We start from the raw sequence: 20,107 nt of genomic DNA, 5'->3' as shown, positions 1-20,107 counted from the left end.
GCACAAATCCGGGAGGCGATTGACAATGACGCTCCTGGAGGAATTCCAGCAGTTCATCACCGCGATGAATCTCGACCTCGGGCCCGTCCTCAGCACGAAGATGCCGGCCAGCCCTGACCGGTGCGTCGTCCTGGCCCGCTACGGCGGCCCCGAATCGCTCCTGGCCGACAACTACGACGAGCCGCGCATCCAAGCCCGCGTGCGCGGCCCGGCGGCCGACGTCCGGGTCGCCGAGCGCGACGCCGAGCTCATCTACGACCGGCTCAACGGGCTCGGCACGGTGACGCTACCGGGCGGCACGTGGCTGCAACTGGCCGTCGCCCTCCAGGCCGGGCCAGTCTTCATCGGCGTCGACGCCAACCAGCGCCCCGAGTACACCGTCAACCTCCGCTGCGACGTCAGCAGGACCAGCACGAACAGGAGTAACCCGGCATGACCGCAGTGAAGATCAACGCGAGGGACATCATCGTCCAGATCGAGGACGACACCCCCGAAAGCTGGCTCGCCATCGAGCACCTCGCCTCCGTCACCATCAACCGCGGCGAGAACGAAGAGACCGCGGACACGACCGACTACGACTCCGACGGCGCGTACGAGCAGGACATCATGCAGCGCGGCGCCAACATGGCGCTGGCCGGCCTGGAGCTGAAGGACCACCTGACCGGCGTCCTCCTGCCCGGCCGGGCCCGCGTGGAGGAGATGGCCGGCGAGGACAAGGTCGGCTACGACTCCCACGCGAGGATCCGCTTCCGGCACCCGATGGACACCCAGTGGAAGGTGTGGGACTGCACCGTCAGCGTGGGCGAGACCGGCGGCGAGACGAACGCCAAGTCGGCCTGGGCCGCGACCATCACGAAGAGCGGTAAGACCACCACGGCGGCGGTGGCCTGACCATGTCGAACACCGAGCCACTCGACAACGAGCACGACGAGGACCTGGTCAACGACGAGGTCGCAGAGACACAGTCGTGGGACGACTTCTGGGCCGAAGTCCAGCGCGCCGAGCAGGCCGCCCGAACCGGCCCGCCGACCCAGATCATCCGCGGCGTCGAAGTTCGGGTGCCGCACGATCTGCCGCTGCTGTTCGAGCGGAAGGTCGACCAGCTCCGCGACTCCGGCGACGAGGATGCGTTCGCGGAGCTGCTGGCCGACCTGTTCGGTGCCGACGTGCTCGACGCCTGGACCGAGGCGGGCATGATGGCGCGCGAGTTCCAGGTGGTCCTCGCCTGGGGCATGGCCAACGGCAAGGGCCGCGAGATGTCGTTCCGCGAGGCGTACGAGCTCGTCGTCGCCCAGGACGGTGACGAGGGAAAAGGGAAGAGCTCGACCCGCACGAACGCCAGATCCGGCGGCACTGGTGGGCGATCGAAGCGGACTTCCGCCGCGAATACCAGCTCACGCCGAAAGCGATAGGTCAGCTCACCCGCCGGCAGTTCCACAACCTCCTGGCCGGCCTGTCACCGCACGCCATCTACCGGCACATCGTCGCCAACGAGCCGCTCGAGTTGTCGGGCGAGCAGGCCCAGTCGTACCTCAACACCCTCTGATCCAGCATGCGAGAGGTGGTGACCTCTCGTGAGCATGACGGTGGGCGAGCTGGTCGGTTTCATCGACCTGGAGGACCGCGGGTTCGATCGTGGTCTGGCGCGGGCCGAGGGGCAGCTGCAGCGACTCGACTCCGTCACCACCTCCAGGACCGGCAGCATCGAGTCCACGGTGACGGCCGCGTTCGCCAACGTCTCTCGGGCGATCGGCGACGGGATGGACCCCGACGAAGCCCTTCGTGACTTGTCCCGGCTGCTCGACGGCGTGGAGAACGCGCTCGACGAGGCCGAGCGGCGGGCTGGGGCTGGCGGGGAGCGGGCGGGCGAGGCGTTCGTGCGTGGCGCTGACGGCCGCCTCCGTGACGCCCGCGGCCGGTTCGTCAAGGAGGGTTCCGGCCTGTTCGACGGGCTGGCCGACGGCGCGGAGCGCTCCGCTGGCTTGATCGGGAAGGCGTTCGATGGCGCTCTGAGCGTGATCGGCAAGGGCGGGCCCGCGAACGTGGCGCTCTTGGTGGGGGCCATCGGGGCGCTGCCGACCGTGGCGAACCTCGCTGCGGCCGGCATCGTGACCGCTGTGGGCGGCGCGCTGCTCGCTGTCGGGTTGAAGGCCGCCGCTGGCGCGGATCAGGTGCGTCACGCCTGGTCGGAGCTGGGCGACGACCTCAAACGGGAGCTCGCCGACGCTGCCCAGCCGTTGGAGGGCAGCCTGCTCCGTGCCGCGGACGTGGCCGAGCGCACCTTCCGCCGGTTGAAGCCCAGCCTGGCGCGGATCTTCGAGGACCTCGTCCCTGACGTGGACCGCTTCATCGCGAAGGTCGGCGAGGGGGTCGGGCGGCTCGGCCCGACGCTGGAGCGGCTCGGCGACTCGTTCGGTGATGTGCTGTCCGAGCTGGGCGACCGCATGCCCGCGATCATCGACAACGTCAGCCAAACCCTCGACACGTTCTCGGCCATGATGGACGAGGACCCGCAGATGCTGGCCAACCTGGTCGAGGACGCCTCCGAGCTGCTCAAGGTCGGCGCGGAGGTGCTGGCGTGGGCCGATGACATCAAGGCGGCGCTCATGCTGCCGATCGACTCCAGTGTAGCTTCGAACAAGCTGTTCGAGGCGATGTTCGGGCAGGACCCTGACGCGTTGATCGCCGACATGGAGCGGCTGCCGGGCATGATCGCGCGTGTCGAGGCCGACGTCACCAAGGGCATTGATGCGATGCGCGGCCTGGGGGACAGCGGGAACGAGGCGGCATCCGGGGTGCGCAACCTGAACGACGCCCTGGAAGAGATGTTCGACCCGGCTGCGAAAGCGTTGGATGCGGAGATCCGGCTCAAGGCCGCGCTGAAGGAGGCCGCGCAGGCGGCCAAGGACAAGAAGACGACTGAGGTTGACCGGCTGCGGTCTGTGCAAGATTTGACGGGAGCGATCGCTGACGCGGCCAAGGCTGAGTCGGAGAGGACCGGCAAGACGACGGAGGCCAGCCGCGCGTTCGCGGATCAGCTTCCGAAGCTTGTGGAGTGGGCAGGCAAGAACGACGCGGCCCGGGACGCGGTGGCCGGGCTCGGCAACAGCCTGGGTGTGACGATCAAGCGGACGGACGACGGCAAGATCGCGTTCGACCGATTCGGCAAGGCAGTGGTCACCCTTCCGAACGGCAAGACGGTCAAGGTCGACGCTGACACGGCGAAGGCGTTGGCCGCCCTCAACACCACCAAGGGCAAGATCGGCGAGGTCAAGGACAAGAACGTCAAGGTCAACGCCGACACCAGCAAGGCGGTCTCAGAGGTCGGCAAGGTCAAGACCGGACTGAACGGGCTCAACGGTGACGCCCACAAGGCAGGCCAAGACCTGGGCGCGGGCCTGACTGCAGGCATTCGCAGCATGATCGGTGACGCCATCGCGGCGGCGAAGAGTCTCGCCTCGGCAGCCCTCAAGGGAGCCAAGGACTTCCTCGGCATCAAGTCCCCGTCCACCGTGATGGCGGAAGTCGGCCGCTGGACCGTGAAGGGGCTCATCGTCGGCCTCACCGAGGAGGAAGGCCGCGCGGTCGACGCCGTCAAGCAGATGGTCGACAAGATCAAGGAGGCGTTCAAGTCCCAGCCGGACGTCGCCGACGGCCTGGTCAAGTTCGTGTCGATCGGCAACGACTCGCTGACAGCGCTGGCCAAGCAGCGCGAGGACCTGGTGAACCGGCTGGCCGCCGCGAAGGAGATGGCCAAGCAGGTCGCTGGTTCCGCTCAGGAGTGGGCCAGCATCACCGGGCTGAACGCCGAGGACTTCACCGGCGCCGGGGACATGGCCGAGGAACTACGGAACAAGGCATCCGCGATCAACAACTTCGCCAACAACATCAAGACCCTCGCAGCGCGCGGCCTGAACAAGAAGGTCATCCAGGACATCATCGACGCCGGGGTGGAGAAGGGCGCCACCTTCGCAGAGATGCTGGTCGGCTCGGACGGGTCGGAGATTAAGGCGCTGAACAAGGCCCAGGCCGCCGTCGACAAGGCCAGCAAGAAGCTCGGCAAGGCGTCGGCGGACGCGATGTATGACACCGGCAAGAAGGCCGGTGAGGGCTATCTGAAGGGTCTGCAGGAGAGCCTGGCGAAGCTGGACAAGGAGATGGAGAAGATCGTCAAGGCCCTGGTCGCGGCGATCAAGAAACAGCTCAAGATCAAATCCCCTTCACAGGTGTTCGCCGAGATCGGCGAGTTCACCATGCAGGGCCTCGTCGTCGGCATGGACTCCATGGCCGCGTCCGTCGTCAGCTCGGCCGAAGCCATCGCCAAGCAGGCGGCAGCCGCGGCCCACACCGCCGGCGGCGGCATGGCAGGGCCGTTCCCGCAGACGCAGTTCGGCGAGCAGGTCGGCAGCTCGGCCGAGGGCACGTGGCTACCCGCCACCGCCAGAGGCGGCTCGGCCGGCGCGGGCAGCTCGACCGGCACGATCGTCCAAGTCGACATGACCGGGGCGACCATCCGCGAGGAGGCGGACGTACCCAAGCTGGCCGCCGAATTCGGCTTCAAAATCGCCGCGCACGGCTGAACCGCAGGAGGACCCCCATGTCGCAGATCCAGCCGTCCGGCATCGCCGAGCTCGCCCAGCTGCGCCGGATGCTGGCCGCGCGGCACGACCGCCGCGCTGGCGCCCCATCAACGCGGAACGTGGTCACCGGCTACCGCGACCACCGGGGCCGCCCGGTCAAGGTGACCGTCGACCAGCTGGGCAACATCGTGCACGAGCGGTGGACCGGCCAGGACGCATTCGTATTCCTCCCCCTCATCCGGGTGAGGCGGCACATTGAGGAGGTGCGGTGAACGGAGTCATGCAGCCGGGGCCGCGGAAAACGGCCCGCCAGCTCCGCGACGAACTCGCCGTGGTCGAGGCGTGCGAGCCCATCCAGCAGGCCCACCAGGAGGCCAAGACGGCGTACGCGGAGGCGTTGAAGTCCGGCGACCCGCAGGCCATCACCGCCGCGAAGGCCACCAAGGAGCAGACCGCAGTGCGGCTGAACGAGACCCGGCAGTGGCTGCGCGCGGAGGCAGCCGTCGCCCATCTCACACACCAGCTGGCCACCCCGGGCCGGCGGCCGGCTGAACAGCAGGCCTCGATGGAGGCCCAGCTCGCCCACCTGGAGCAGCTCGTCGTGCCCATCCGCGAGGCCCTCGCCGCGTTCCCGGCACGGGTGCCGGACGTGGTCGTCGAGGAGCCGGGATCCGCGCGGGTGACCCTGCCGACGGTGCAGGCCCGCAAGAAGGGCGGTCAGTAGACATGGCGTCTGGTCTGTACATCTCCACCTTGCAGGACACCCTCGACGTCACCCAGAGCGGTTTCAACTGGGAGCTGGAGACCCACCGGTGGGCCCTCTACAACTCCTCCAAGACCCCGAACTACAACGACGACATCACCTACTCCACGGTGAACGAGATCGCGGGCACCGGGTACGTGGCCGGCGGGGAGCTCGTCACGGGCACCACGTTCTCCAAGTCGGGTGGGACGCTGACGTACGACTCCGACCCGGTCCAGTGGACGTCCAGCACGCTGACCGGGGTGCGGCACGTCGACCAGTACGCCGCCGCGATCGCCGGTGACCCGCTGATGATCGGCTTCGATCTCGGCACCTCGTACAACACGTCGGACGGGACGCTGCTCCTGACCCCCAACGTCAGCGGCCTGCTGGCGTTCGACGGCACCCCATAGCCAGACCCGCGTTGGCGGTGTCCGCCTGTACCTGACGAGAGAAGGGGGGCGGGCATGGCCATCGCCATCCACGGGTCCTCGCCGGCGCTGATATCCCAGGCCGACGCCAGCGTCACCACGGCGGCGTTCTCGCCGCCGGCCGACAGCGTGCTGGTGGCCATGGTGCTGGCGTACTCCGGGAGCGCTCAGCCCGCTGTGTCGGGCGGCGGGCTGACCTGGACCCGGCGTGTCCGGCAGAACAGCACCGGTAGCGCCACCTACGCCGAGATTTGGACGGCGCCCTGCCCGGCTGGGGCCACGAACATCACGGTCACCGCGACAGGCAACGACGTCAACTTCCCCAGCACGGCGCTCAAAGTCGACGTGGTCACCGGGGCGTCCCTCGCGGCGCCGGCCGGGAACAGCGGGACGGGCACGAGCACGACGAACGTGATCAACCCGACTGGGTACACCAGCTCACAGGCGGGCAGCCGGGGCTTCATCGCCGCCACCTCCGGTGACGGGGCGGCGCCCAGCTCGACCGATGACGAGGTCGCGTTCGTCGACTCGAACGGGCACGCGGGATTGATGGCGCGCAAGGCCGCCAACACCGCATCGGCGGGGACCGCGGTCACCTTCAACCTGGACGCGTCCGGGACTGGTTCCGCCGACTGGCGGTGGGCCGCGCTGGAGATCCGGCCCGGCTCCGTCGACGCCTCCGCCGACATGCCGTCCGTCTCGGTCCCGGCCACGCCCACCCCGCCCAGCGTCCGCATTGACGCCGACGTCACCACCGCCACGGTGGCCGTGGCCGCGTCGCCGCTGCCGCTGGGAGCTTCCGCGGGCGCGGGCGCGGGCGCGGGCCTGCCGTCGATCGCCGTCCCTGCCGCCGTACAGACACTCTCTGTCACCACGGAGAACGCCGAGATCGTCAACGTCGGCCCCCTCGTCGTCCCGGCCACGCCACTGCAGTTGGACGCCTCGGCCGGCGCGAGCGTCAACCTGCCGGCGGCGGCCGTGCCCGTCACGGTGCCGCAGCTGGACGTCCGATCGGACGCCACCGTGATGCTGCCCTTCGTCTCCGTCGGGGTACAGGTCCCGCTCCCCCGGGTCACGGTGCCGGTTCTGCCCGGCGACGCGATGGACGGCGCCGCAGGCCAGATCGAATTCAACGGCACGGTGCTCGGCCGGACCACTCCCTACCGGTGGATCAACCTGGCCGGATGGCGGGACAAACCGTCGATCGACTCCGGGAACGTCCCCCGCGCGTCACGGCATGGATCCTGGCGCGGCCGGCCGCTCCTGCAGGAACGGATCGTCTTGTGGACTGCGCAGCTGCGCACGTCCCGCGACGAGGTCGAGGCCGCGGTCAACGCGTTGGAGCAGGCGCTGCCGGTCGAGGAAGACGAGACAGAGCGGCCCCTAGTCATCAACGACTTGGGAACCCCCTATCTGATCTACGGCCGGATCGACAAGCACACACTCGACCAGAGCAAACGGCTCCGCCTCGGCCTGGCGCCGCTCGTCCTGCAGTGGGTGTGCTCCGATCCCCGGCGGTACAACATCAACAGCACGGGCGTGACGATCCCGGTCGGCGACGAAGCCGAGATCAGCAACGCCGGCAACACCGCCACTCACCCGATCTTGCGCGTCCACGGGCCGGCCACCACTCCGGTGGTGGTCAACGAGACCATGTCCCGGCAGGTCGGCTTCGCAGTCACCCTGCTCGCTGGGGAGCAGCTGGTCATCGACTGCGACCGGGGCACCGCGACCGTCGACGGCGAGGACGTGATGAGCACCCTCACCGGCGCATCGGTGCATCCCAGCGACTTCGTGCTCGGCCGCGGCACCAACCTCGTCAGCCACTCCACGACAGCAGGCGGGGCCGAGGTCGACGTGCTCTACCGGGACGCCTGGGCCTGATCAACGACCAGATCTTGGGGGTGGTGCCGCGTGCCCGCTACCGTCGTCTCCACCAGCTCCGGATCGGGGTTCGGCACGATCACCGCTCCCCGCCCGGCCGACGTCGCCGCAGGGGACGTGCTGTTCGCTGTCCACTCCACCACCGCCGACTACGCCGGCGTGTCAGCTCCATCGGGATGGACGCTCACGGCGAGCATCCCCGACGCCTTCTTCGGGCTGTTGTGGACCCGCGTCTGGCGGCGCACTGTCGCCGCCTCCGAACCCGCCTCGTACGCCTTCCCGCAGCCTTCCGGCGCGGCCGGCACCGTGATGGTGACCGCAGTCGCCGACGCCGACCTGTCCAAGCAGATCCGTATCGCGATTCTGCAGAACGCCGAAGAGACCTCAGTCGTCACCACCCCGTCGGTGACGCCTGCCGCGGCCGAGCACCTGGAGATCCGGTTCGCCGTCTCCCGCACGAGCAGCGCGACCGTCACCCTGTCCGCACCGTCCGGCTACGCGATGCGCGGCCAGGTCAAGCTCGCCTCCCGGGCCACCTCGGCGGTCGCTTCCCGGCTCATCAACAGCAGCAGCGCCTCGGGCAGCAAGACGTTCGCCATCTCGGGCGACAACTCGGGCGTCAGCCACGGCGTCACCATCAGCATCGCCTCGGGCAGCTCGGAGCCGGAGGTGCCGCCGACACCGCCGTTCACCCCCGGCCAGGGATCCGGCAAGTACCAGTACGTTTTCCGCAGGCTGCTCGACCGCGCCTACCTCGGCCACCTCGACTTGTCCGGCGTCAGCTTCGAGAAGCGGGTGTCGTCGGCGGGCACGTTCGGCGGGCAGGTGCCGATCACCAACACCGACATCGGCGACCAGATCGACGCCATCATCCCCCGGGACCGTGCCACGCTGAACCGCGGCCCCGGCGTCATCTCCGTCGAGGTGCTGCGCGAGGGCCAATACTGGGGCGAGTACTGGATCACCGGCTACACCCTGCGCAAAGACCGCCGCAAAGGCCCTGTCCTGTCGCTGCGCGGATCGACGGTGGACGCCTACTTCCAGCACGTCCTCCTACGCGAGACCCTCACCTTCACCAACCAGGACCAGATCGACATCGCCCGATCCCTCCTGGAGTCCATGCAAGCCCAGGACCACGCCGACCTCAACCTCGTGCTCCAGCCGGGCACATCCGGGCAGCTGCGAGACCGCACCTACAAGCCCGCCGACGGTGCCACCTACGGGCAGCGATTGACCGAGCTGGGCGAAGTCATCAACGGCTTCGAGTCGACGGTCAACACCGTCGCGGGACCATCCGGCCTGGAGCGGCAATGGGCGTGGGGCGCCCCCACACTCGGCGACGAGAATGCAGAGCACGTGTTCGGGTCCGGCTACCACGGCGGTGACGTCCTCGACTGGGGGTACGAAGTCGACGGGCTGAAGGGCGGCACCTTCTGGCAAGCCCGCGGTGACACCCCACAGTCCGACGCCTCCACCGAGGCCGTGCCGCTGCTGTCGGCCGTCTACGAGGCCACCGCGCACACAGCAGCCGGATGGCCGAGAATCGACCGGCTCGTGGACCGGCCTGGCGTCGTCGTACAGCAGACGCTGGAGGACTACGCCGCCGGCTGGGCGGAGCGCAAGTCCGGCGCGGTCACCGTGTTCTCCGTGACCGTGGCGATCGGTGAACAGCCGAGCTTCACACCGAACAACCTCGGCGACACCGCCCGGTTCGTCATGTCGGACGAGTGGCACAAGCGCACCGGCATGGGCGCCGGCGTCAACGCCCGGCACCGAATCATCGGCTGCCGCGTCGTCCCCATCGGCCGGGACCACGGCAAGGACGAGATGGAACTCATCGTCGAATCAGCGGAGGTGACCTGATGGACCGCGACCAGCGCCCAGCGAACGTGTTCCAGGACATCCGCGACCTGCAACGCGACGTGAAGGATGCCCAGGGCGCCGCACCCCGCCGCCCTGCGCTGATCGAAGCCAGCGCCGGGTGGGTGATGCGGCACCGCTCCACACCACCCACGCCGCCCGCCGGCGACATCCACATCTACGCCCAGAACGGCCGCCTGTGGGTGAACAGCTCCCTCGGACAGCAGATGCTGCAGCCGCAGCTGCCGTTCCCGAAAGCTGACCTGGTGGAGGTTGGCGTCGTCAGCATCCCCAACGCGCCCGCCACCTACGACCAAGCCCACAGCGCCACGCTGCGAAGCATGATCTTCGTCCTCAACAACGCGCTCACCGCGCTGATCGCCACCATGCGGGCCAACGGCCTGATGAACAACTTCTGAATCGTGGCCCGCCCGCGTCGAGGCCTGGGTGTGCGCCTCGAAAGGGAGGCGCGGGCGGGCCACCCCTTCACCTATCCACCACGGCGCCCCCGCCGTCCAACCACGAACGGAGGGCGCGCGTTGACTGAGCAGGAGTCCGTCACCCTGGCCGTCGCCAAGCTCTCAGAGATCACGGCTGTCGGGATCGCCGAGATCAAGGGCAGCCTGGCCCTGCTCGTGCAGCGTGCTGACCACGCCGACCGCCGCGTGGACGAGCTGTCCGCCCGGCAGGAGCGTGAGCACCAGGAGCTCGCCGACTTCGTGGCCGCCCAGGAGGTCCGGCTCCGAGCGTTGGAGAACGACCGCGCCGGCCGGGCCGAGGTTCAGTCCGCTTCTGGCCGCCGGGCCGTGTGGATCTCCATCGTGATCGCGGCGATCGGCCTGGCCATCACGATCGTCGTCACCCTGCTCAACGCCCGATGAGGAGACCCGCCATGACCCCAGAGCCTGTCCAGCCACCGCCGCTCAACCGCGCCGAGGCCACCCCCGGCGACGGCGACCAGGACGTCTCACAGGACCCCGACACGGTGTACGAGAGCGAGGTGGCCGATGACGAGCAGGCGTGACCGGTTCCTGGCCATCGCCCGTCGCGAGCTCGGCACCCGCGAGCGCGCCGACGGCACATCGAAGTACGGCTCGTGGTACGCCCGTACGAAGCCCGCGCCCGGGTTCGCGGCCGGCGCGTGGTGCCAGATGTTCACCGCCTGGTGCGCCCACGCCGCGGGCATCCCCGAGGCCGCGTTCCCGCGCATGGCCTACACGCCGTACGCCGTGCGCTGGTTCAAGGACAACGGCCGGTGGGGCACCAGACCCAAGGTCGGTGCGCTGGTCTACTTCAACTTCCCCGGCGGCGGCGACGCGGTGGACCACGTCGAGATCGTCGAGGCGATCCGCGCCGACGGGTCCATCGTCACCATCGGCGGCAACGTGTCCAACCAGGTCAAGCGGCTGGTGCGCCGCTCCAACATCGCCGGATACGGCTACCCCGACTACTCCGAGCCCGCACCGCCCAAGCCGTCGAAGCCGAAGCCCGACCCGGATCCCATGGAGGCGATCGTGCGCAAGCTCCCGCATCTGAAGCTCGGCGACGGCAAGAGGGACGACGACCACCTGAAGTGGGACGTCAAGACCCTCCACAAGCTGCTGGAGGCGCGCGACTGCGCGAACCTCGACGGCGTCGACGACACCGAGTACACCCAGGCGCACGCTGACGGCGTGCGAGCCATCCAGCAGGACGCGGGCCTGCCGCAGACGGGCCGCCCGGATCTGACGACGTGGGCCGCGCTCCTGCGCGTCCTGTAGCCGCCCCTTCCTCAAGTCGTCCCGGCCACCGTGATGTGTGAGCCGGGCTGAACGTGTGTCCATGTCCCCGAGCACAGGAGCTCCCGTGCTGAAGAAGATCGCCCCCCTCGCCGCGCTCGGCGTCGTCCTGCTGGGCGGCGCGGGCGTCGCCGCCGCCTCCGTGGCCGCAAAGGAGCCCGCCAAGGCCTACGGCGTGTGCGTCTCGACGACCGGCGCGGTGCGCGTCCTGGAGGCCAAGAACCTGCCCAAGTCGCGCCACGGCAAGTGCAAGAGCGGCGAGCGGCGCGTCCTCCTCCCCGGCGTCGACGGCGTCCCCAAGCCGTTCACGATGCCGGCCAAGATGCAGTTCACCTTCGACGGCGTCACCGCGGTGTGCACCCGCGGCAAGGACACGGCCGCCGGCGTCCCGGCGTACGCCTGCGCCCGGCCGACGGCCAGCCCGTCGCCCACCCCCACCTCCTGACGCCCCAGCGTCACCCCGCCCCGGAGCCGCCCGGCTCGGGGCTTCCGCATCCCCCGAAGGAGGAGACGATGCACGCAGAGCCCGTCAGCTACAGCAGGCCCAAGGTCGAGTCCAAGGTCAAGGCCAGCACCGCAGGCGCCTACCTCGGCCTGCTCGCGATCCTGGCCCCGCTGCAGGCCGTCCAGAGCGACCTGGACCTGATCGCGTTCCTGCCCGACTGGCTGGAGACCCTCGCCATCCCGCTCCTGCCGGGCCTGGTCACCTACGTGTCCGGCTACGTGGCCAAGCACGAGCCACGGCCGGACCTGCCCGCCTCCCAGCGGTAGCCCTTATAGGCGAGCAGCCCCCGTCCCCTCCACATCGGAGGAGGCGGGGGCTCCTTTGTCGTGCCCTTGAGCGCTACAGGCCGATGCCCTTCGACACGGCATTGCCAGCCACGCCAAGGACGATGCTCCAGCCGGTGGTACCAGCCCAGCTGGCCATTTGCTTGAGACGCCCCCGCTTCTCCTCATCGGGCTCCGCCTCGGCAGCGGCCTCCAGCCCGTCAATGAACTGCTTGGCCAGGCTCTCCGGCGTGGGCCAGGTACCGACTGTCCGTCGGGCATGACCAGTGATGCTGTGCACCAGCCCGATCTCCCGACGGGCCATGGTCGAGGTATCGGTGTAGCGAAAGAAGGGGGGATTCTCGTGGCTTAACGCCGTCAGGGCCTTCTGAACCACCTCGTACTCGAAGCCCGTGTGCTCGGCGATCTGGCTCCACTCCGCACGGCCCTGGTTGTCGTCGGCAAGCTCGACGATCGCCTTGAGGACGGGCAGGTCCCGGGTCTCCCAAGTCATGAGCGTCTCCTTCCGTTCGTTGCTGTGACGCTTCGCTACTAGCGTGACAGGGAGGACGTTTCGGTTGTTAGCGTGCCGCCATCAGCCGCGCGTAGCCTGGGATACTGGCGTCCGGCCGTGGGGAAGCGGCCGGGCGCCCTCTCAGCGGCTGATCGACCAGGTGCCGTCCGCCGTGATCGCGGCGTAGCGGGTGCCGGCGGGGAGAGCGACGCGCCCCCGGTAGTCGCCGATCTTGTTGACGAGCAGATCCCGGGCGCGGCCGCGGCTGTCCAGGGCCCAGATGATGAAGTTGGAGTCGCCGCTGTGGCGGATCGTCAGCCGGCGCACGCCCTTGCTCGGCGAGGTGAGCCGCAGCACGTCCGCGCCGGTGCCCTTGGCCTTGATCGCCCAGTAGCGGGCCTTCGTGATCGGGAGGATCTGGAGAGTCCAGGAGCCGTCGGCCTTGACGCTCAACGCGCGAATCTTGCTGGTGCTGTCGGTGTTGAACGCGGCCGTGCCCTTGTAGTCGCCAATCGCGTTGGCGACCAGGTCCGTTTCCTTGCCGCCCGACGTGAGCGCCCACACGATGAAGTTGGACTCGCCCTGGTGCGTCGCCTTGACGATACTCGGCGTCGACGTGGCGGGGATGCGGATCACGTCGTCGCCCTCACCGCGGTACATGGTCGCAGCCGTCGGGGTGGCGTGGGCGGTCGTGGCTGGCGTCGAGACGAGGAAGACCCCGGCGAGCGCGGCCAGACCGACGAGGGCGCGTAAGCGAAGCATGTGTGACTCCTGAGGAGAGTGAAGTGGACGAGGTAGGACGCGCGGGGCGGTGGAACGGTGTACAGCCGTACCCGTTCGGTCTAACGCCGGACCACCCCCTTGCCGTCGCAGCGCCTGCAGACGCCGTACGCCTGGCCGTTCCAGGCCGACAGCTTCTTGCCGGGCGAGCGCCGACAGCGCGGGCACGGTTTCATCGGATGCCGGCGACGATCCCATACCAGGTAGAGGACGAAGACCAGGACGAGTGCCACAACGAGTTCCATGGTGCTCCCCCTTCAGGAGCCGATTTCGAGGGGTGGCCGGGGAAGGTCTACCGGCCCTACCGTGCAGGTCAGGGCGGGTAGAGGCGGGGTAGACCTTCCTCGGCGGGTAGAGCCGGGATAGACCCGGCTCAGACGGCAGCGAAGAGCGCTTCGAGGTCGGCTCGGCGGTAGCCGTTCCGGTTGATGCCGTCGATCACGACCTGGCCCGGGCCGATGCCGTACGGCTTGAGCACCTGCGCGATCCGGGCCGCCGACCAGCCGGGGCCGAGCGCCTCGACCAGGTCACCGGTGTGCATCCGGTCGGCCTCCCCCATCGCGGCCAGGATCTCCTCGGCTGGGTCGGCCGCGACCTCCTGTTCGGCAGGCGGCAGCGTTCCGGCCGCGCGCCGCAGCTCGTACGCGACCGCGGCCACGTCGACCAAGTCAGTACCTTCGTCATCGAGGAAGTAGCTCCGCAGCCGGGACGGGTCCGCGCCGTCCGCATCGAGGATGCCGACGCCACGGTGGCTCCTCGGGATGTCGCTCGCGTCGTACCCGGCGCCGACCGCGCCCGGGCCCAACACCGCGTTCGAGGCGGTGCTGTCAGCGCACCGCATTGCCCACCGCAGTGAGCAGACGCCCTTCAGCTTCGGCGGGATGCCCTCCTTCGTGGTCCGCTGCGTCGCCAGGACGAGCAGGACCCCGGCGGCCGGGCCGCGCGAAGCGATGTCGACCATCGCCTCCACGATCTCCTCGCCCCACGGGGAGGACACGTAGTAGCGGGTCTCGTCGACCACCGTGAGCTCCACGTCGATGCCGAGCTGGCGGCACAGGTCTGGGGTGAGCCGGGTGGGGCCACCGACCTCGTCGAGCATGTCGAAGACGCGCTCCATCTGCGCCTGCATCTTCTTCAGGTGCGCTAGGAGCCCCTGGGCGTTGCGCTTCTCCGCGGTGTGCGCGATCCGCCGCCACGGCCGATGGTCGCCGGCGCCCTTCCCGTCCCACAGGTGCATGCGGACGGTGGGCGCCAGCGCGGCCGCCGCCAGGATGCCGTTCACGGCCGCCGACTTCCCGGCCCGCGGCTCACCGGCGACGATCAGGGAGGCATCGACGAGACGCAGCCACTCCACACCGCCACGGCCGTTGACGCCGGCCGGGATGCCCTGCCAGAAGTCCCACGGCTCAGTCCGGCCGATGAACGGCGACGGGTAGACCCTGAGGAAGGGGTCGGCCTTGGCCACGAACACGGCAAGTTGCCCGGCATGCTCGTCGAGCGGCTGGAAGAACACCTGCGGCTCCCCCGTGCCCAGCGCGCTCGCGAAGGCGCCCTCCTTGCCGAGGCAGGCTCGGGCGCGGTCACCGGGCGCCAGCTGCAGGACGGTCGACCAGCCGCCGTCCTCGGCCAGCACCGGGGAAGCGAGCCGCATGCCTTCGGCGCGGCCGAGCTTGGCGGCGATGGCGGCACGGACGACCAGGTCCTCCCCTGGCGTGCCGCCCTTCCCCTTCCCCGGGAAGGCGAACGGGCGCGGGCGGGCCTTCACGCGCTTGACCGCCTCGGCTGCCGTGCCGACCGACACCACGGCGCCGGCCGCAAGGACCGCCGCCGACCCGCCCACCATGTACGCGCCGAGGCTGGACGACAGCACGTACCCGCCGCCGACCATCCAGGCGGTACGACGCCGCCGGGTCCGCACGCTCTCCAGGAACTTCAGGTCGTCGGTGCCTGCGTAGTCGTCGGCCTTGATCCACCGCCAGTAGGTGCGGGCGAGCAGCACGGTCCCGTCGACGGGTACGGAGACGATCCGTACGGTGCGCCGCCCGTACCGGCCCTGCCGCAGCACGCGGAAGACGCGCCGGGTACGGCCGAAGCCGGGCGGGGTGGGCGTGGCCTGGGGCCGCTCGAACGTGTCGGTGGTCATCAGACGGGCACCGCCTCAGCCTGCTGTGCCTGCTGGCGGCGATCGACGAGTGCGGTCAGGTACGCCCGTACCTGAGTCGCCTTGTCCTGGCCGATCCGCATCTCCTTCTTCAGCTGCCGGATCGACGGCACCTCACCGGCGGCGAGCATCACGGCGTAGTGCTGAGCTGCGGAAGTACATGCCGGATCGGGCTCAGGTACGCCCTCGGGTACGCGTACCTCGGTCGAGCCGGGCAGGTCTGGCCGGGGGCCGCCGACGCGGTGGGTCCAGGCGATCAGCTCGTCCACCGCCCGGGCCGCGTCGGGGTCCGGGACGGGCTCCTGCTGAGGCTCGGGTACGTCGCCGGGTATGGGGGGCGTCGGGTCGGGTACGGGCGAGTGCAGATCCCGGGCGATCATGTGTGAGAGGCCGGCTCCCATCCCGAGCACGAGCACGGGGAGGCAGGACACCGCGGTGGTCACCTGCCATGGGGCGGTGTGGATGCCGTGCACCTCCAGGAGGTGGTAGGCGACCTGGCCGAGCATGCCGAGGATGAGGGAGCCGATCGCGCTCCACTTGGCGAACCGGCGGGTGCTGTCCGAGATGCGCGGCGACCGGTTGAGCCACGCGCCGAGCGCGTAGGCGGCGTAGGTCTCGACGCCGATCGGCAAGGTGACGGCGGTGTTGATGTCGAAGTCGTCGAGGATGCCGGGAAGCGGCTTGACGACGCCGAAGCCGGTCTTCTCGCCGAGCCCGACCCATCCGGCCCAGGTGGCGACGCCGGCGGGGAGGGCGAGGAGGATTAGCGGCCAGCGCGCGGGCGGCCGGCTCGTCTTCGGCGGATCGTGCGGAGCGTCTGGCGCGCTCTCGGGCCCGGCCTTATCGTGCGTCATGTGCGAGGACTCCTAGTTGAGTTAGGTGTCTGAGCTGGAAGAACCCGTCCCCGGCGGCAACCGGGGGCGGGACTTCTTCGTCTTCGGGGGTGGATGGGTTCCGCCCGCCCCGAAGAGAACGGGCGGAACCCGCCCGGCTCCCGCGGCCGCAGCAGCGCGGGAGCCGGGCCGTCTACGGGCGCCAGTCGCCGTCGAGACCGTGCTCGAATCGCATGCGGATGTACAGTCCCAGGGCCTTAATGAGGAAGTGCAACTTCAGGTAATCCACCGGGACATCTGCCTTCTCGGCCGCTTCAAGAGCCTCGCCAGTGAGCTCGAACTTGGAGGATTTGCCGTTGAGCAGCGCCAACAGGGCCTTCAGCACGGTCTCCTCGTACACATCTCGAGGCCTGAACCCTGCCGGAGTGTGCTGCACGCCAGCCTCAAGGATGTAGCAGCGGCCGTCAGCCTTGCGGTGCAGCGTGTAGGCAGAGGTGACGGGCGGTGTACGGCTCACGGGTGCCTGAAGCGCCGGGTGTGGAGGATCCGGGCCTGGCGGGACAGCGCGGTCGCGAGCTCGTCGACGGAGGGCCGGGCGATCGACTGGTGCACCCCGGCGGCCTTGAGCTCGCTGTTGGGCGGCCTCCACTGGATGGCCCACCAGCAGCGTTGTCCGTGCCGGTCGGTGCGGCAGGAAATCCGCCACGCCGGGTACATCTGGGCGAGCAGGGCCATGAGCTTGAGGTCGCGGGCGTCCATCAGTGCCGCCCTGTCCACAGCTCGGCGTACATCATCCGGCCGCGGCGAGTGGGGCGCTCGCCGTACGCGTCGGCCAGCCGGGACACCTCCAGAACGGCGGTCGCGGATCCGGTGGTGTCGGCCTGGTCGTTCGGGTAGTGCAGCTCGAAGCGGACCCGGCCGCGCTCAGCCTCGGTGATCAGGTTCAGGTTGCTGGCCGGGGACGACCTCGCGAGCCCGGCGCTGAACAGGTGCTCGACCAGCGTGAACGCGTCGCTCGCGCGACCAGGGAGATGCTGGTTGGCCACGGTGTAAGCGAGCCGCGCAGCAGCGTCGGCGCTGCCTTCGAGTGCGGGATAGTCCTGAGTCCAGGTTGTCACGGTCACCACCAGGCTTGAGGGATCTGGATATCCGGCTCAACATTTGGATGTCCAGCTTGCAAGCCGGATGTCCGGCACGTCAAGCTGTCTGTTGTGGATCAGCCGTCATACGTCCGGATCGCTACCGATCTGAGACGTCGAATCACCGTTGGAGAGCTCCAGCCCGGAGCCCGTCTCCCCGCACGCCACGAACTGGCCGCCGAGTATCAGGCGGCCGAGGGCGTCGTCCGCGAGGCGACGCAACTCCTCCTGCGCGAGGGGTTGCTCGTCAGCCGCCCGGGCGCCGGCACGTTCGTCCGGCAGCGCCCCCAACGCCGGTCACTCGTGCGCTCATGGTTCCGCGAGCGCCAGGCGGGCTCGCCCTTCCGTCAGCAGATGGCCGAGCAGGGCCGCCGCGGCTCGTGGGAGTACAGCTCGGACACGATGCAGGCGCCGGCGGAGGTGCGTGAGCGGCTGGGCCTGGGCGAGCCGGACGGCGACCGGCACGACGTCATGCGCACCGTGTACACGTTCTCGTCCGACGACGAGGGCCCGTGGATGCTCTCAACGAGCTGGGAGCCGTTGAGCATCACGAAGGGCACGCCGATCGCCTTCCCCGAGGCCGGCCCGCACGCTGGGCAGGGAGTGACGCACCGCTTCGCCGCGATCGGCGTGCAGGTGGATGCCTGGGATGAGGAGGTCTGGGCCCGCGCTGCCACGGTCGACGAGGCGAAGCAGCTCGGCGTCGGCGCGGGCAGCATCGTGATGGTCGTCGAGCGCGCCTACTTCGCCGGCGAGCAGGTGGTCGAGGTCGCGGACATCATCGTCCCGGCCGAGAGCACAAAGCTCGTCTACAACGGGCCGGTCGGCGAGAGGTGAGACGTTTCCCGTGCGCCTGGTCGCCGGGCGAGGGCTAGTCGCAGCGGCGACCAGGCTGCTCGGGGGGAGCGACGCCTCCTGTCACTCGTTGAGTACGGTAATTCACATTCCGCTGCACGTCTAGATCCAGATTGGGTATACGGCGGTCTATAGGTACTCATGAGGGCGCGTGCGCACGCTTGCGCACGGGAGGGCGCGCACGTCCTCCTACGCTACAGACCATGATCAATTGGCGGGCCGATCTGCCGAAGTGGCAGCAGATCGTGAGGGTCATCAAGCGACGCATCGAGTCCGGCGAATACCCCCCGGGCCGCCTCATCACGGAACGAGCGATCATCGAGGAGTTCGAGGTCGCGAAGGTGACGTCACGGAAAGCCATGGCGGGCCTTCGGGATCTGGGGCTGGTCTATACGCGGCCGAATCTTGGGAGCTTCGTCGGCCCCGAACCGGCGGACGAAGACTGAGTACGGTAACGCCCCGTCATCGCCTTGCAAGATGACGGGGCGTCCGTTTGCCCTGATGGAGTTCCATGATCGTGCGTCGCTGGTGCGTCATGATCTTGAGATATCCGGAGACACCCCGAGACCTCTAGAGACGCATTCGGTTGTCTCGCCGCAGGTCAGCGGCATGATCTAGTCCTTGACCAGCAGGGCCACGCACTCCACGTGGTGGGTCATCGGGAAGGCGTCGAAGGCCCGCAGGCCGTCGAGCCGGTAGCCGTGCTCGGCCAGCCACGCCAGGTCGCGGGCCAGCGTCGCCGGGTCGCACGAGACGTACACGACGCGCGGCGCCCGCAGCCCGGCGATCCGGTCGACCACCTCGCGGCCCAGCCCCGACCGGGGCGGGTCCACGACGACCAGGTCGGCCCGTTCGATCGCGAACCGGTCGAGCCCCTCCTCCACCCGCCCGCGCTCCACGCGCGCCTGCGGCAGGTCGCGCAGGTTGGCGCGGGCGTCGCGGACGGCGGCGGCGTCGGACTCCAGGCCGAAGACCGCGCCCTCCGGGCCGACCGCCTCGGCGAGTCCGGCGGCGAACAGGCCCACGCCGCAGTAGAGGTCGAGCGCCCACTCCCCCGGCTGCGGCGCCGCGTAGGACAGGACGGCGTCGAGGAGGGTGTCGGCGGCTCCCGGGTGCACCTGCCAGAAGCCGCTGCCCGACACCCGGAACTCCCGCTCGCCGGCCCGCTCGCGCAGCACCCCGGAGCCGTGCCGCGCCACCGTGCGGCCTTTGCCCTGGTCGAGCAGGATCGACGCGGGCGCGTCGAGGTCGGGCACGGCGACGCTGCGGTGCGAGCGGGGCCTGACGACCACGGCACGGTCGCCGCCGGTGGCGGCGATCACCTCGACGCCGGCGGCGCCCCGCCACGCGTGCCGCTCCGCGCCGACGGCCTCCACCTCGGAGTGGGCGATGAGACAGGCGTCGACCACCTGGATGTCGTGCGAGCGGTGCTTGCGGAAGCCCAGCTCGCCGCCGGGGCGGGCGGCGAACTGCACCCGGGTGCGCCAGCCCAGCCCGCCGGGCGCGCCCGGCACCTCCTCGACCAGCACCTTGGTGTCGATGCCGGCCAGCCGCCGCAGCTGCTCGGCCACCACGTCGGCCTTCAGCCCCCGTTGCGCCTCCAGGCTCGCGTGCTGCCAGTCGCAGCCGCCGCAACGGCCGGGGCCCGCGTAGGGGCACGGCGGTGCGACCCGGTCGGGCGACGGGTCGAGGATCTCGACCGCGTCGGCGCGCAGGAACCGGGCCGTCTCCTCGGTGACCTCGGCGACGACCCGCTCGCCCGGCAGCGCGTGCCGGACGAAC

Annotated in this window: 26 protein-coding genes; 17 read left to right on the top strand and 9 right to left on the bottom strand. The window is 69.7% G+C overall.

Annotated features, from left to right (window positions below):
• Positions 1 to 25: 25 nt before the first annotated feature.
• From CXR44_RS25570 to CXR44_RS25505, 15 genes are all read left to right on the top strand, one after another.
• The gene (locus tag CXR44_RS25570; protein WP_101788647.1) at positions 26 to 436 is read left to right on the top strand and encodes a minor capsid protein; all 411 of its coding nucleotides are present in this window, start codon (positions 26 to 28) and stop codon (positions 434 to 436) included.
• Complete coding sequence (locus CXR44_RS25565; RefSeq protein ID WP_101788646.1) at positions 433 to 891, top strand: phage tail tube protein; 459 nt, start codon at positions 433 to 435, stop codon at positions 889 to 891. Before CXR44_RS25570 ends, CXR44_RS25565 begins: the two co-directional genes overlap by 4 nt.
• 2 nt (positions 892 to 893) lie before the next feature.
• A complete protein-coding gene (locus CXR44_RS25560; protein WP_101788645.1) occupies positions 894 to 1,412 on the top strand; it encodes a hypothetical protein in 519 nt (172 codons plus the stop codon).
• 162 nt (positions 1,413 to 1,574) lie between these two features.
• Entirely contained in the window at positions 1,575 to 4,580 is a 3,006-nt protein-coding gene (locus CXR44_RS25555) for a hypothetical protein (RefSeq protein ID WP_144070080.1), read from the top strand.
• A 17-nt stretch (positions 4,581 to 4,597) separates the two neighbouring features.
• Complete coding sequence (locus tag CXR44_RS25550) at positions 4,598 to 4,852, top strand: hypothetical protein (RefSeq protein WP_101788643.1); 255 nt, start codon at positions 4,598 to 4,600, stop codon at positions 4,850 to 4,852.
• A complete protein-coding gene (locus CXR44_RS25545) occupies positions 4,849 to 5,304 on the top strand; it encodes a hypothetical protein (protein ID WP_101788642.1) in 456 nt (151 codons plus the stop codon). Before CXR44_RS25550 ends, CXR44_RS25545 begins: the two co-directional genes overlap by 4 nt.
• A 2-nt stretch (positions 5,305 to 5,306) precedes the next feature.
• Complete coding sequence (locus tag CXR44_RS25540; RefSeq protein ID WP_101788641.1) at positions 5,307 to 5,735, top strand: hypothetical protein; 429 nt, start codon at positions 5,307 to 5,309, stop codon at positions 5,733 to 5,735.
• A 54-nt stretch (positions 5,736 to 5,789) separates the two neighbouring features.
• The gene (locus tag CXR44_RS25535; RefSeq protein ID WP_101788640.1) at positions 5,790 to 7,637 is read left to right on the top strand and encodes a phage distal tail protein; all 1,848 of its coding nucleotides are present in this window, start codon (positions 5,790 to 5,792) and stop codon (positions 7,635 to 7,637) included.
• A gap of 30 nt (positions 7,638 to 7,667) precedes the next feature.
• The gene (locus tag CXR44_RS25530; protein ID WP_101788639.1) at positions 7,668 to 9,500 is read left to right on the top strand and encodes a hypothetical protein; all 1,833 of its coding nucleotides are present in this window, start codon (positions 7,668 to 7,670) and stop codon (positions 9,498 to 9,500) included.
• Positions 9,500 to 9,916 (top strand): hypothetical protein, encoded by a 417-nt coding sequence (locus CXR44_RS25525; RefSeq protein WP_101788638.1) that lies wholly within the window; start codon positions 9,500 to 9,502, stop codon positions 9,914 to 9,916. The genes CXR44_RS25530 and CXR44_RS25525 overlap by 1 nt, the downstream gene beginning before the upstream one ends.
• A gap of 120 nt (positions 9,917 to 10,036) precedes the next feature.
• Complete coding sequence (locus CXR44_RS25520; RefSeq protein WP_101788637.1) at positions 10,037 to 10,378, top strand: hypothetical protein; 342 nt, start codon at positions 10,037 to 10,039, stop codon at positions 10,376 to 10,378.
• Positions 10,379 to 10,389: 11 nt separating this feature from the next.
• Positions 10,390 to 10,521, top strand: coding sequence for a hypothetical protein (locus CXR44_RS41765; protein WP_281260299.1), 132 nt, complete (start codon positions 10,390 to 10,392; stop codon positions 10,519 to 10,521).
• A complete protein-coding gene (locus tag CXR44_RS25515) occupies positions 10,505 to 11,257 on the top strand; it encodes a CHAP domain-containing protein (RefSeq protein WP_101788636.1) in 753 nt (250 codons plus the stop codon). Before CXR44_RS41765 ends, CXR44_RS25515 begins: the two co-directional genes overlap by 17 nt.
• A gap of 85 nt (positions 11,258 to 11,342) precedes the next feature.
• The gene (locus CXR44_RS25510) at positions 11,343 to 11,720 is read left to right on the top strand and encodes a hypothetical protein (RefSeq protein ID WP_101788635.1); all 378 of its coding nucleotides are present in this window, start codon (positions 11,343 to 11,345) and stop codon (positions 11,718 to 11,720) included.
• Between the two features lie 68 nt (positions 11,721 to 11,788).
• A complete protein-coding gene (locus CXR44_RS25505) occupies positions 11,789 to 12,046 on the top strand; it encodes a holin (RefSeq protein WP_101788634.1) in 258 nt (85 codons plus the stop codon).
• A gap of 73 nt (positions 12,047 to 12,119) precedes the next feature.
• Here the strand turns inward: CXR44_RS25505 and CXR44_RS25500 are convergent, their stop codons facing one another.
• From CXR44_RS25500 to CXR44_RS25470, 8 genes are all read right to left on the bottom strand, one after another.
• Positions 12,120 to 12,557 carry a hypothetical protein gene (locus CXR44_RS25500; protein ID WP_101788633.1) on the bottom strand — a complete coding sequence of 146 codons (438 nt, stop codon included), beginning with the start codon at positions 12,555 to 12,557 and terminating at the stop codon, positions 12,120 to 12,122.
• A 141-nt stretch (positions 12,558 to 12,698) separates the two neighbouring features.
• Positions 12,699 to 13,319, bottom strand: a complete 621-nt coding sequence (locus tag CXR44_RS25495; RefSeq protein ID WP_101788632.1) for a hypothetical protein — start codon at positions 13,317 to 13,319, stop codon at positions 12,699 to 12,701.
• 80 nt (positions 13,320 to 13,399) lie between these two features.
• The gene (locus tag CXR44_RS39025) at positions 13,400 to 13,582 is read right to left on the bottom strand and encodes a hypothetical protein (protein ID WP_144070079.1); all 183 of its coding nucleotides are present in this window, start codon (positions 13,580 to 13,582) and stop codon (positions 13,400 to 13,402) included.
• 128 nt (positions 13,583 to 13,710) lie between these two features.
• On the bottom strand, positions 13,711 to 15,480 hold the full coding sequence (locus tag CXR44_RS25490) for an FtsK/SpoIIIE domain-containing protein (RefSeq protein ID WP_101788631.1): 1,770 nt from the start codon (positions 15,478 to 15,480) through the stop codon (positions 13,711 to 13,713).
• The gene (locus CXR44_RS40265; protein WP_219601984.1) at positions 15,480 to 16,352 is read right to left on the bottom strand and encodes a hypothetical protein; all 873 of its coding nucleotides are present in this window, start codon (positions 16,350 to 16,352) and stop codon (positions 15,480 to 15,482) included. The genes CXR44_RS25490 and CXR44_RS40265 overlap by 1 nt, the downstream gene beginning before the upstream one ends.
• 172 nt (positions 16,353 to 16,524) lie before the next feature.
• Positions 16,525 to 16,716 (bottom strand): hypothetical protein, encoded by a 192-nt coding sequence (locus tag CXR44_RS25480; RefSeq protein ID WP_144070078.1) that lies wholly within the window; start codon positions 16,714 to 16,716, stop codon positions 16,525 to 16,527.
• A 128-nt stretch (positions 16,717 to 16,844) separates the two neighbouring features.
• Positions 16,845 to 17,090, bottom strand: coding sequence for a hypothetical protein (locus CXR44_RS25475; RefSeq protein ID WP_101788629.1), 246 nt, complete (start codon positions 17,088 to 17,090; stop codon positions 16,845 to 16,847).
• On the bottom strand, positions 17,090 to 17,449 hold the full coding sequence (locus CXR44_RS25470; RefSeq protein WP_144070077.1) for a hypothetical protein: 360 nt from the start codon (positions 17,447 to 17,449) through the stop codon (positions 17,090 to 17,092). Before CXR44_RS25470 ends, CXR44_RS25475 begins: the two co-directional genes overlap by 1 nt.
• Positions 17,450 to 17,542: 93 nt before the next feature.
• On the opposite strand from CXR44_RS25470, the gene CXR44_RS25465 reads away from it, so the two are divergent.
• A complete protein-coding gene (locus CXR44_RS25465; protein ID WP_101788627.1) occupies positions 17,543 to 18,307 on the top strand; it encodes a GntR family transcriptional regulator in 765 nt (254 codons plus the stop codon).
• A 221-nt stretch (positions 18,308 to 18,528) separates the two neighbouring features.
• Positions 18,529 to 18,771 carry a winged helix-turn-helix domain-containing protein gene (locus CXR44_RS25460; protein WP_101788626.1) on the top strand — a complete coding sequence of 81 codons (243 nt, stop codon included), beginning with the start codon at positions 18,529 to 18,531 and terminating at the stop codon, positions 18,769 to 18,771.
• A 168-nt stretch (positions 18,772 to 18,939) separates the two neighbouring features.
• Here the strand turns inward: CXR44_RS25460 and CXR44_RS25455 are convergent.
• The coding region (locus CXR44_RS25455) for a class I SAM-dependent RNA methyltransferase (protein WP_245899399.1) at positions 18,940 to 20,107 on the bottom strand (1,168 nt) is incomplete at its 5' end.

The organism is Nonomuraea indica, from assembly GCF_002850745.1.
Classification (GTDB): domain Bacteria; phylum Actinomycetota; class Actinomycetes; order Streptosporangiales; family Streptosporangiaceae; genus Nonomuraea; species Nonomuraea indica.
Note: the sequence above shows the minus strand (reverse complement) of the source record. Positions and strands in the feature narration are given on the sequence as shown.

What these genes read in the sequence shown, in the direction of transcription:
- CXR44_RS25515 (WP_101788636.1), top strand. Translation starts at nt 10,505, where the DNA reads ATGACGAGCAGGCGTGACCGGTTCCTGGCCATCGCCCGTCGCGAGCTC.
- CXR44_RS25570 (WP_101788647.1), top strand. Translation starts at nt 26, where the DNA reads ATGACGCTCCTGGAGGAATTCCAGCAGTTCATCACCGCGATGAATCTC.
- CXR44_RS40265 (WP_219601984.1), bottom strand. Translation starts at nt 16,352, where the DNA reads ATGACGCACGATAAGGCCGGGCCCGAGAGCGCGCCAGACGCTCCGCAC.
- CXR44_RS25460 (WP_101788626.1), top strand. Translation starts at nt 18,529, where the DNA reads ATGATCAATTGGCGGGCCGATCTGCCGAAGTGGCAGCAGATCGTGAGG.
- CXR44_RS25475 (WP_101788629.1), bottom strand. Translation starts at nt 17,090, where the DNA reads ATGGACGCCCGCGACCTCAAGCTCATGGCCCTGCTCGCCCAGATGTAC.
- CXR44_RS25540 (WP_101788641.1), top strand. Translation starts at nt 5,307, where the DNA reads ATGGCGTCTGGTCTGTACATCTCCACCTTGCAGGACACCCTCGACGTC.
- CXR44_RS25565 (WP_101788646.1), top strand. Translation starts at nt 433, where the DNA reads ATGACCGCAGTGAAGATCAACGCGAGGGACATCATCGTCCAGATCGAG.
- CXR44_RS25495 (WP_101788632.1), bottom strand. Translation starts at nt 13,319, where the DNA reads ATGCTTCGCTTACGCGCCCTCGTCGGTCTGGCCGCGCTCGCCGGGGTC.
- CXR44_RS25550 (WP_101788643.1), top strand. Translation starts at nt 4,598, where the DNA reads ATGTCGCAGATCCAGCCGTCCGGCATCGCCGAGCTCGCCCAGCTGCGC.
- CXR44_RS39025 (WP_144070079.1), bottom strand. Translation starts at nt 13,582, where the DNA reads ATGGAACTCGTTGTGGCACTCGTCCTGGTCTTCGTCCTCTACCTGGTA.
- CXR44_RS41765 (WP_281260299.1), top strand. Translation starts at nt 10,390, where the DNA reads ATGACCCCAGAGCCTGTCCAGCCACCGCCGCTCAACCGCGCCGAGGCC.
- CXR44_RS25535 (WP_101788640.1), top strand. Translation starts at nt 5,790, where the DNA reads ATGGCCATCGCCATCCACGGGTCCTCGCCGGCGCTGATATCCCAGGCC.
- CXR44_RS25490 (WP_101788631.1), bottom strand. Translation starts at nt 15,480, where the DNA reads ATGACCACCGACACGTTCGAGCGGCCCCAGGCCACGCCCACCCCGCCC.
- CXR44_RS25505 (WP_101788634.1), top strand. Translation starts at nt 11,789, where the DNA reads ATGCACGCAGAGCCCGTCAGCTACAGCAGGCCCAAGGTCGAGTCCAAG.
- CXR44_RS25525 (WP_101788638.1), top strand. Translation starts at nt 9,500, where the DNA reads ATGGACCGCGACCAGCGCCCAGCGAACGTGTTCCAGGACATCCGCGAC.
- CXR44_RS25500 (WP_101788633.1), bottom strand. Translation starts at nt 12,557, where the DNA reads ATGACTTGGGAGACCCGGGACCTGCCCGTCCTCAAGGCGATCGTCGAG.
- CXR44_RS25560 (WP_101788645.1), top strand. Translation starts at nt 894, where the DNA reads ATGTCGAACACCGAGCCACTCGACAACGAGCACGACGAGGACCTGGTC.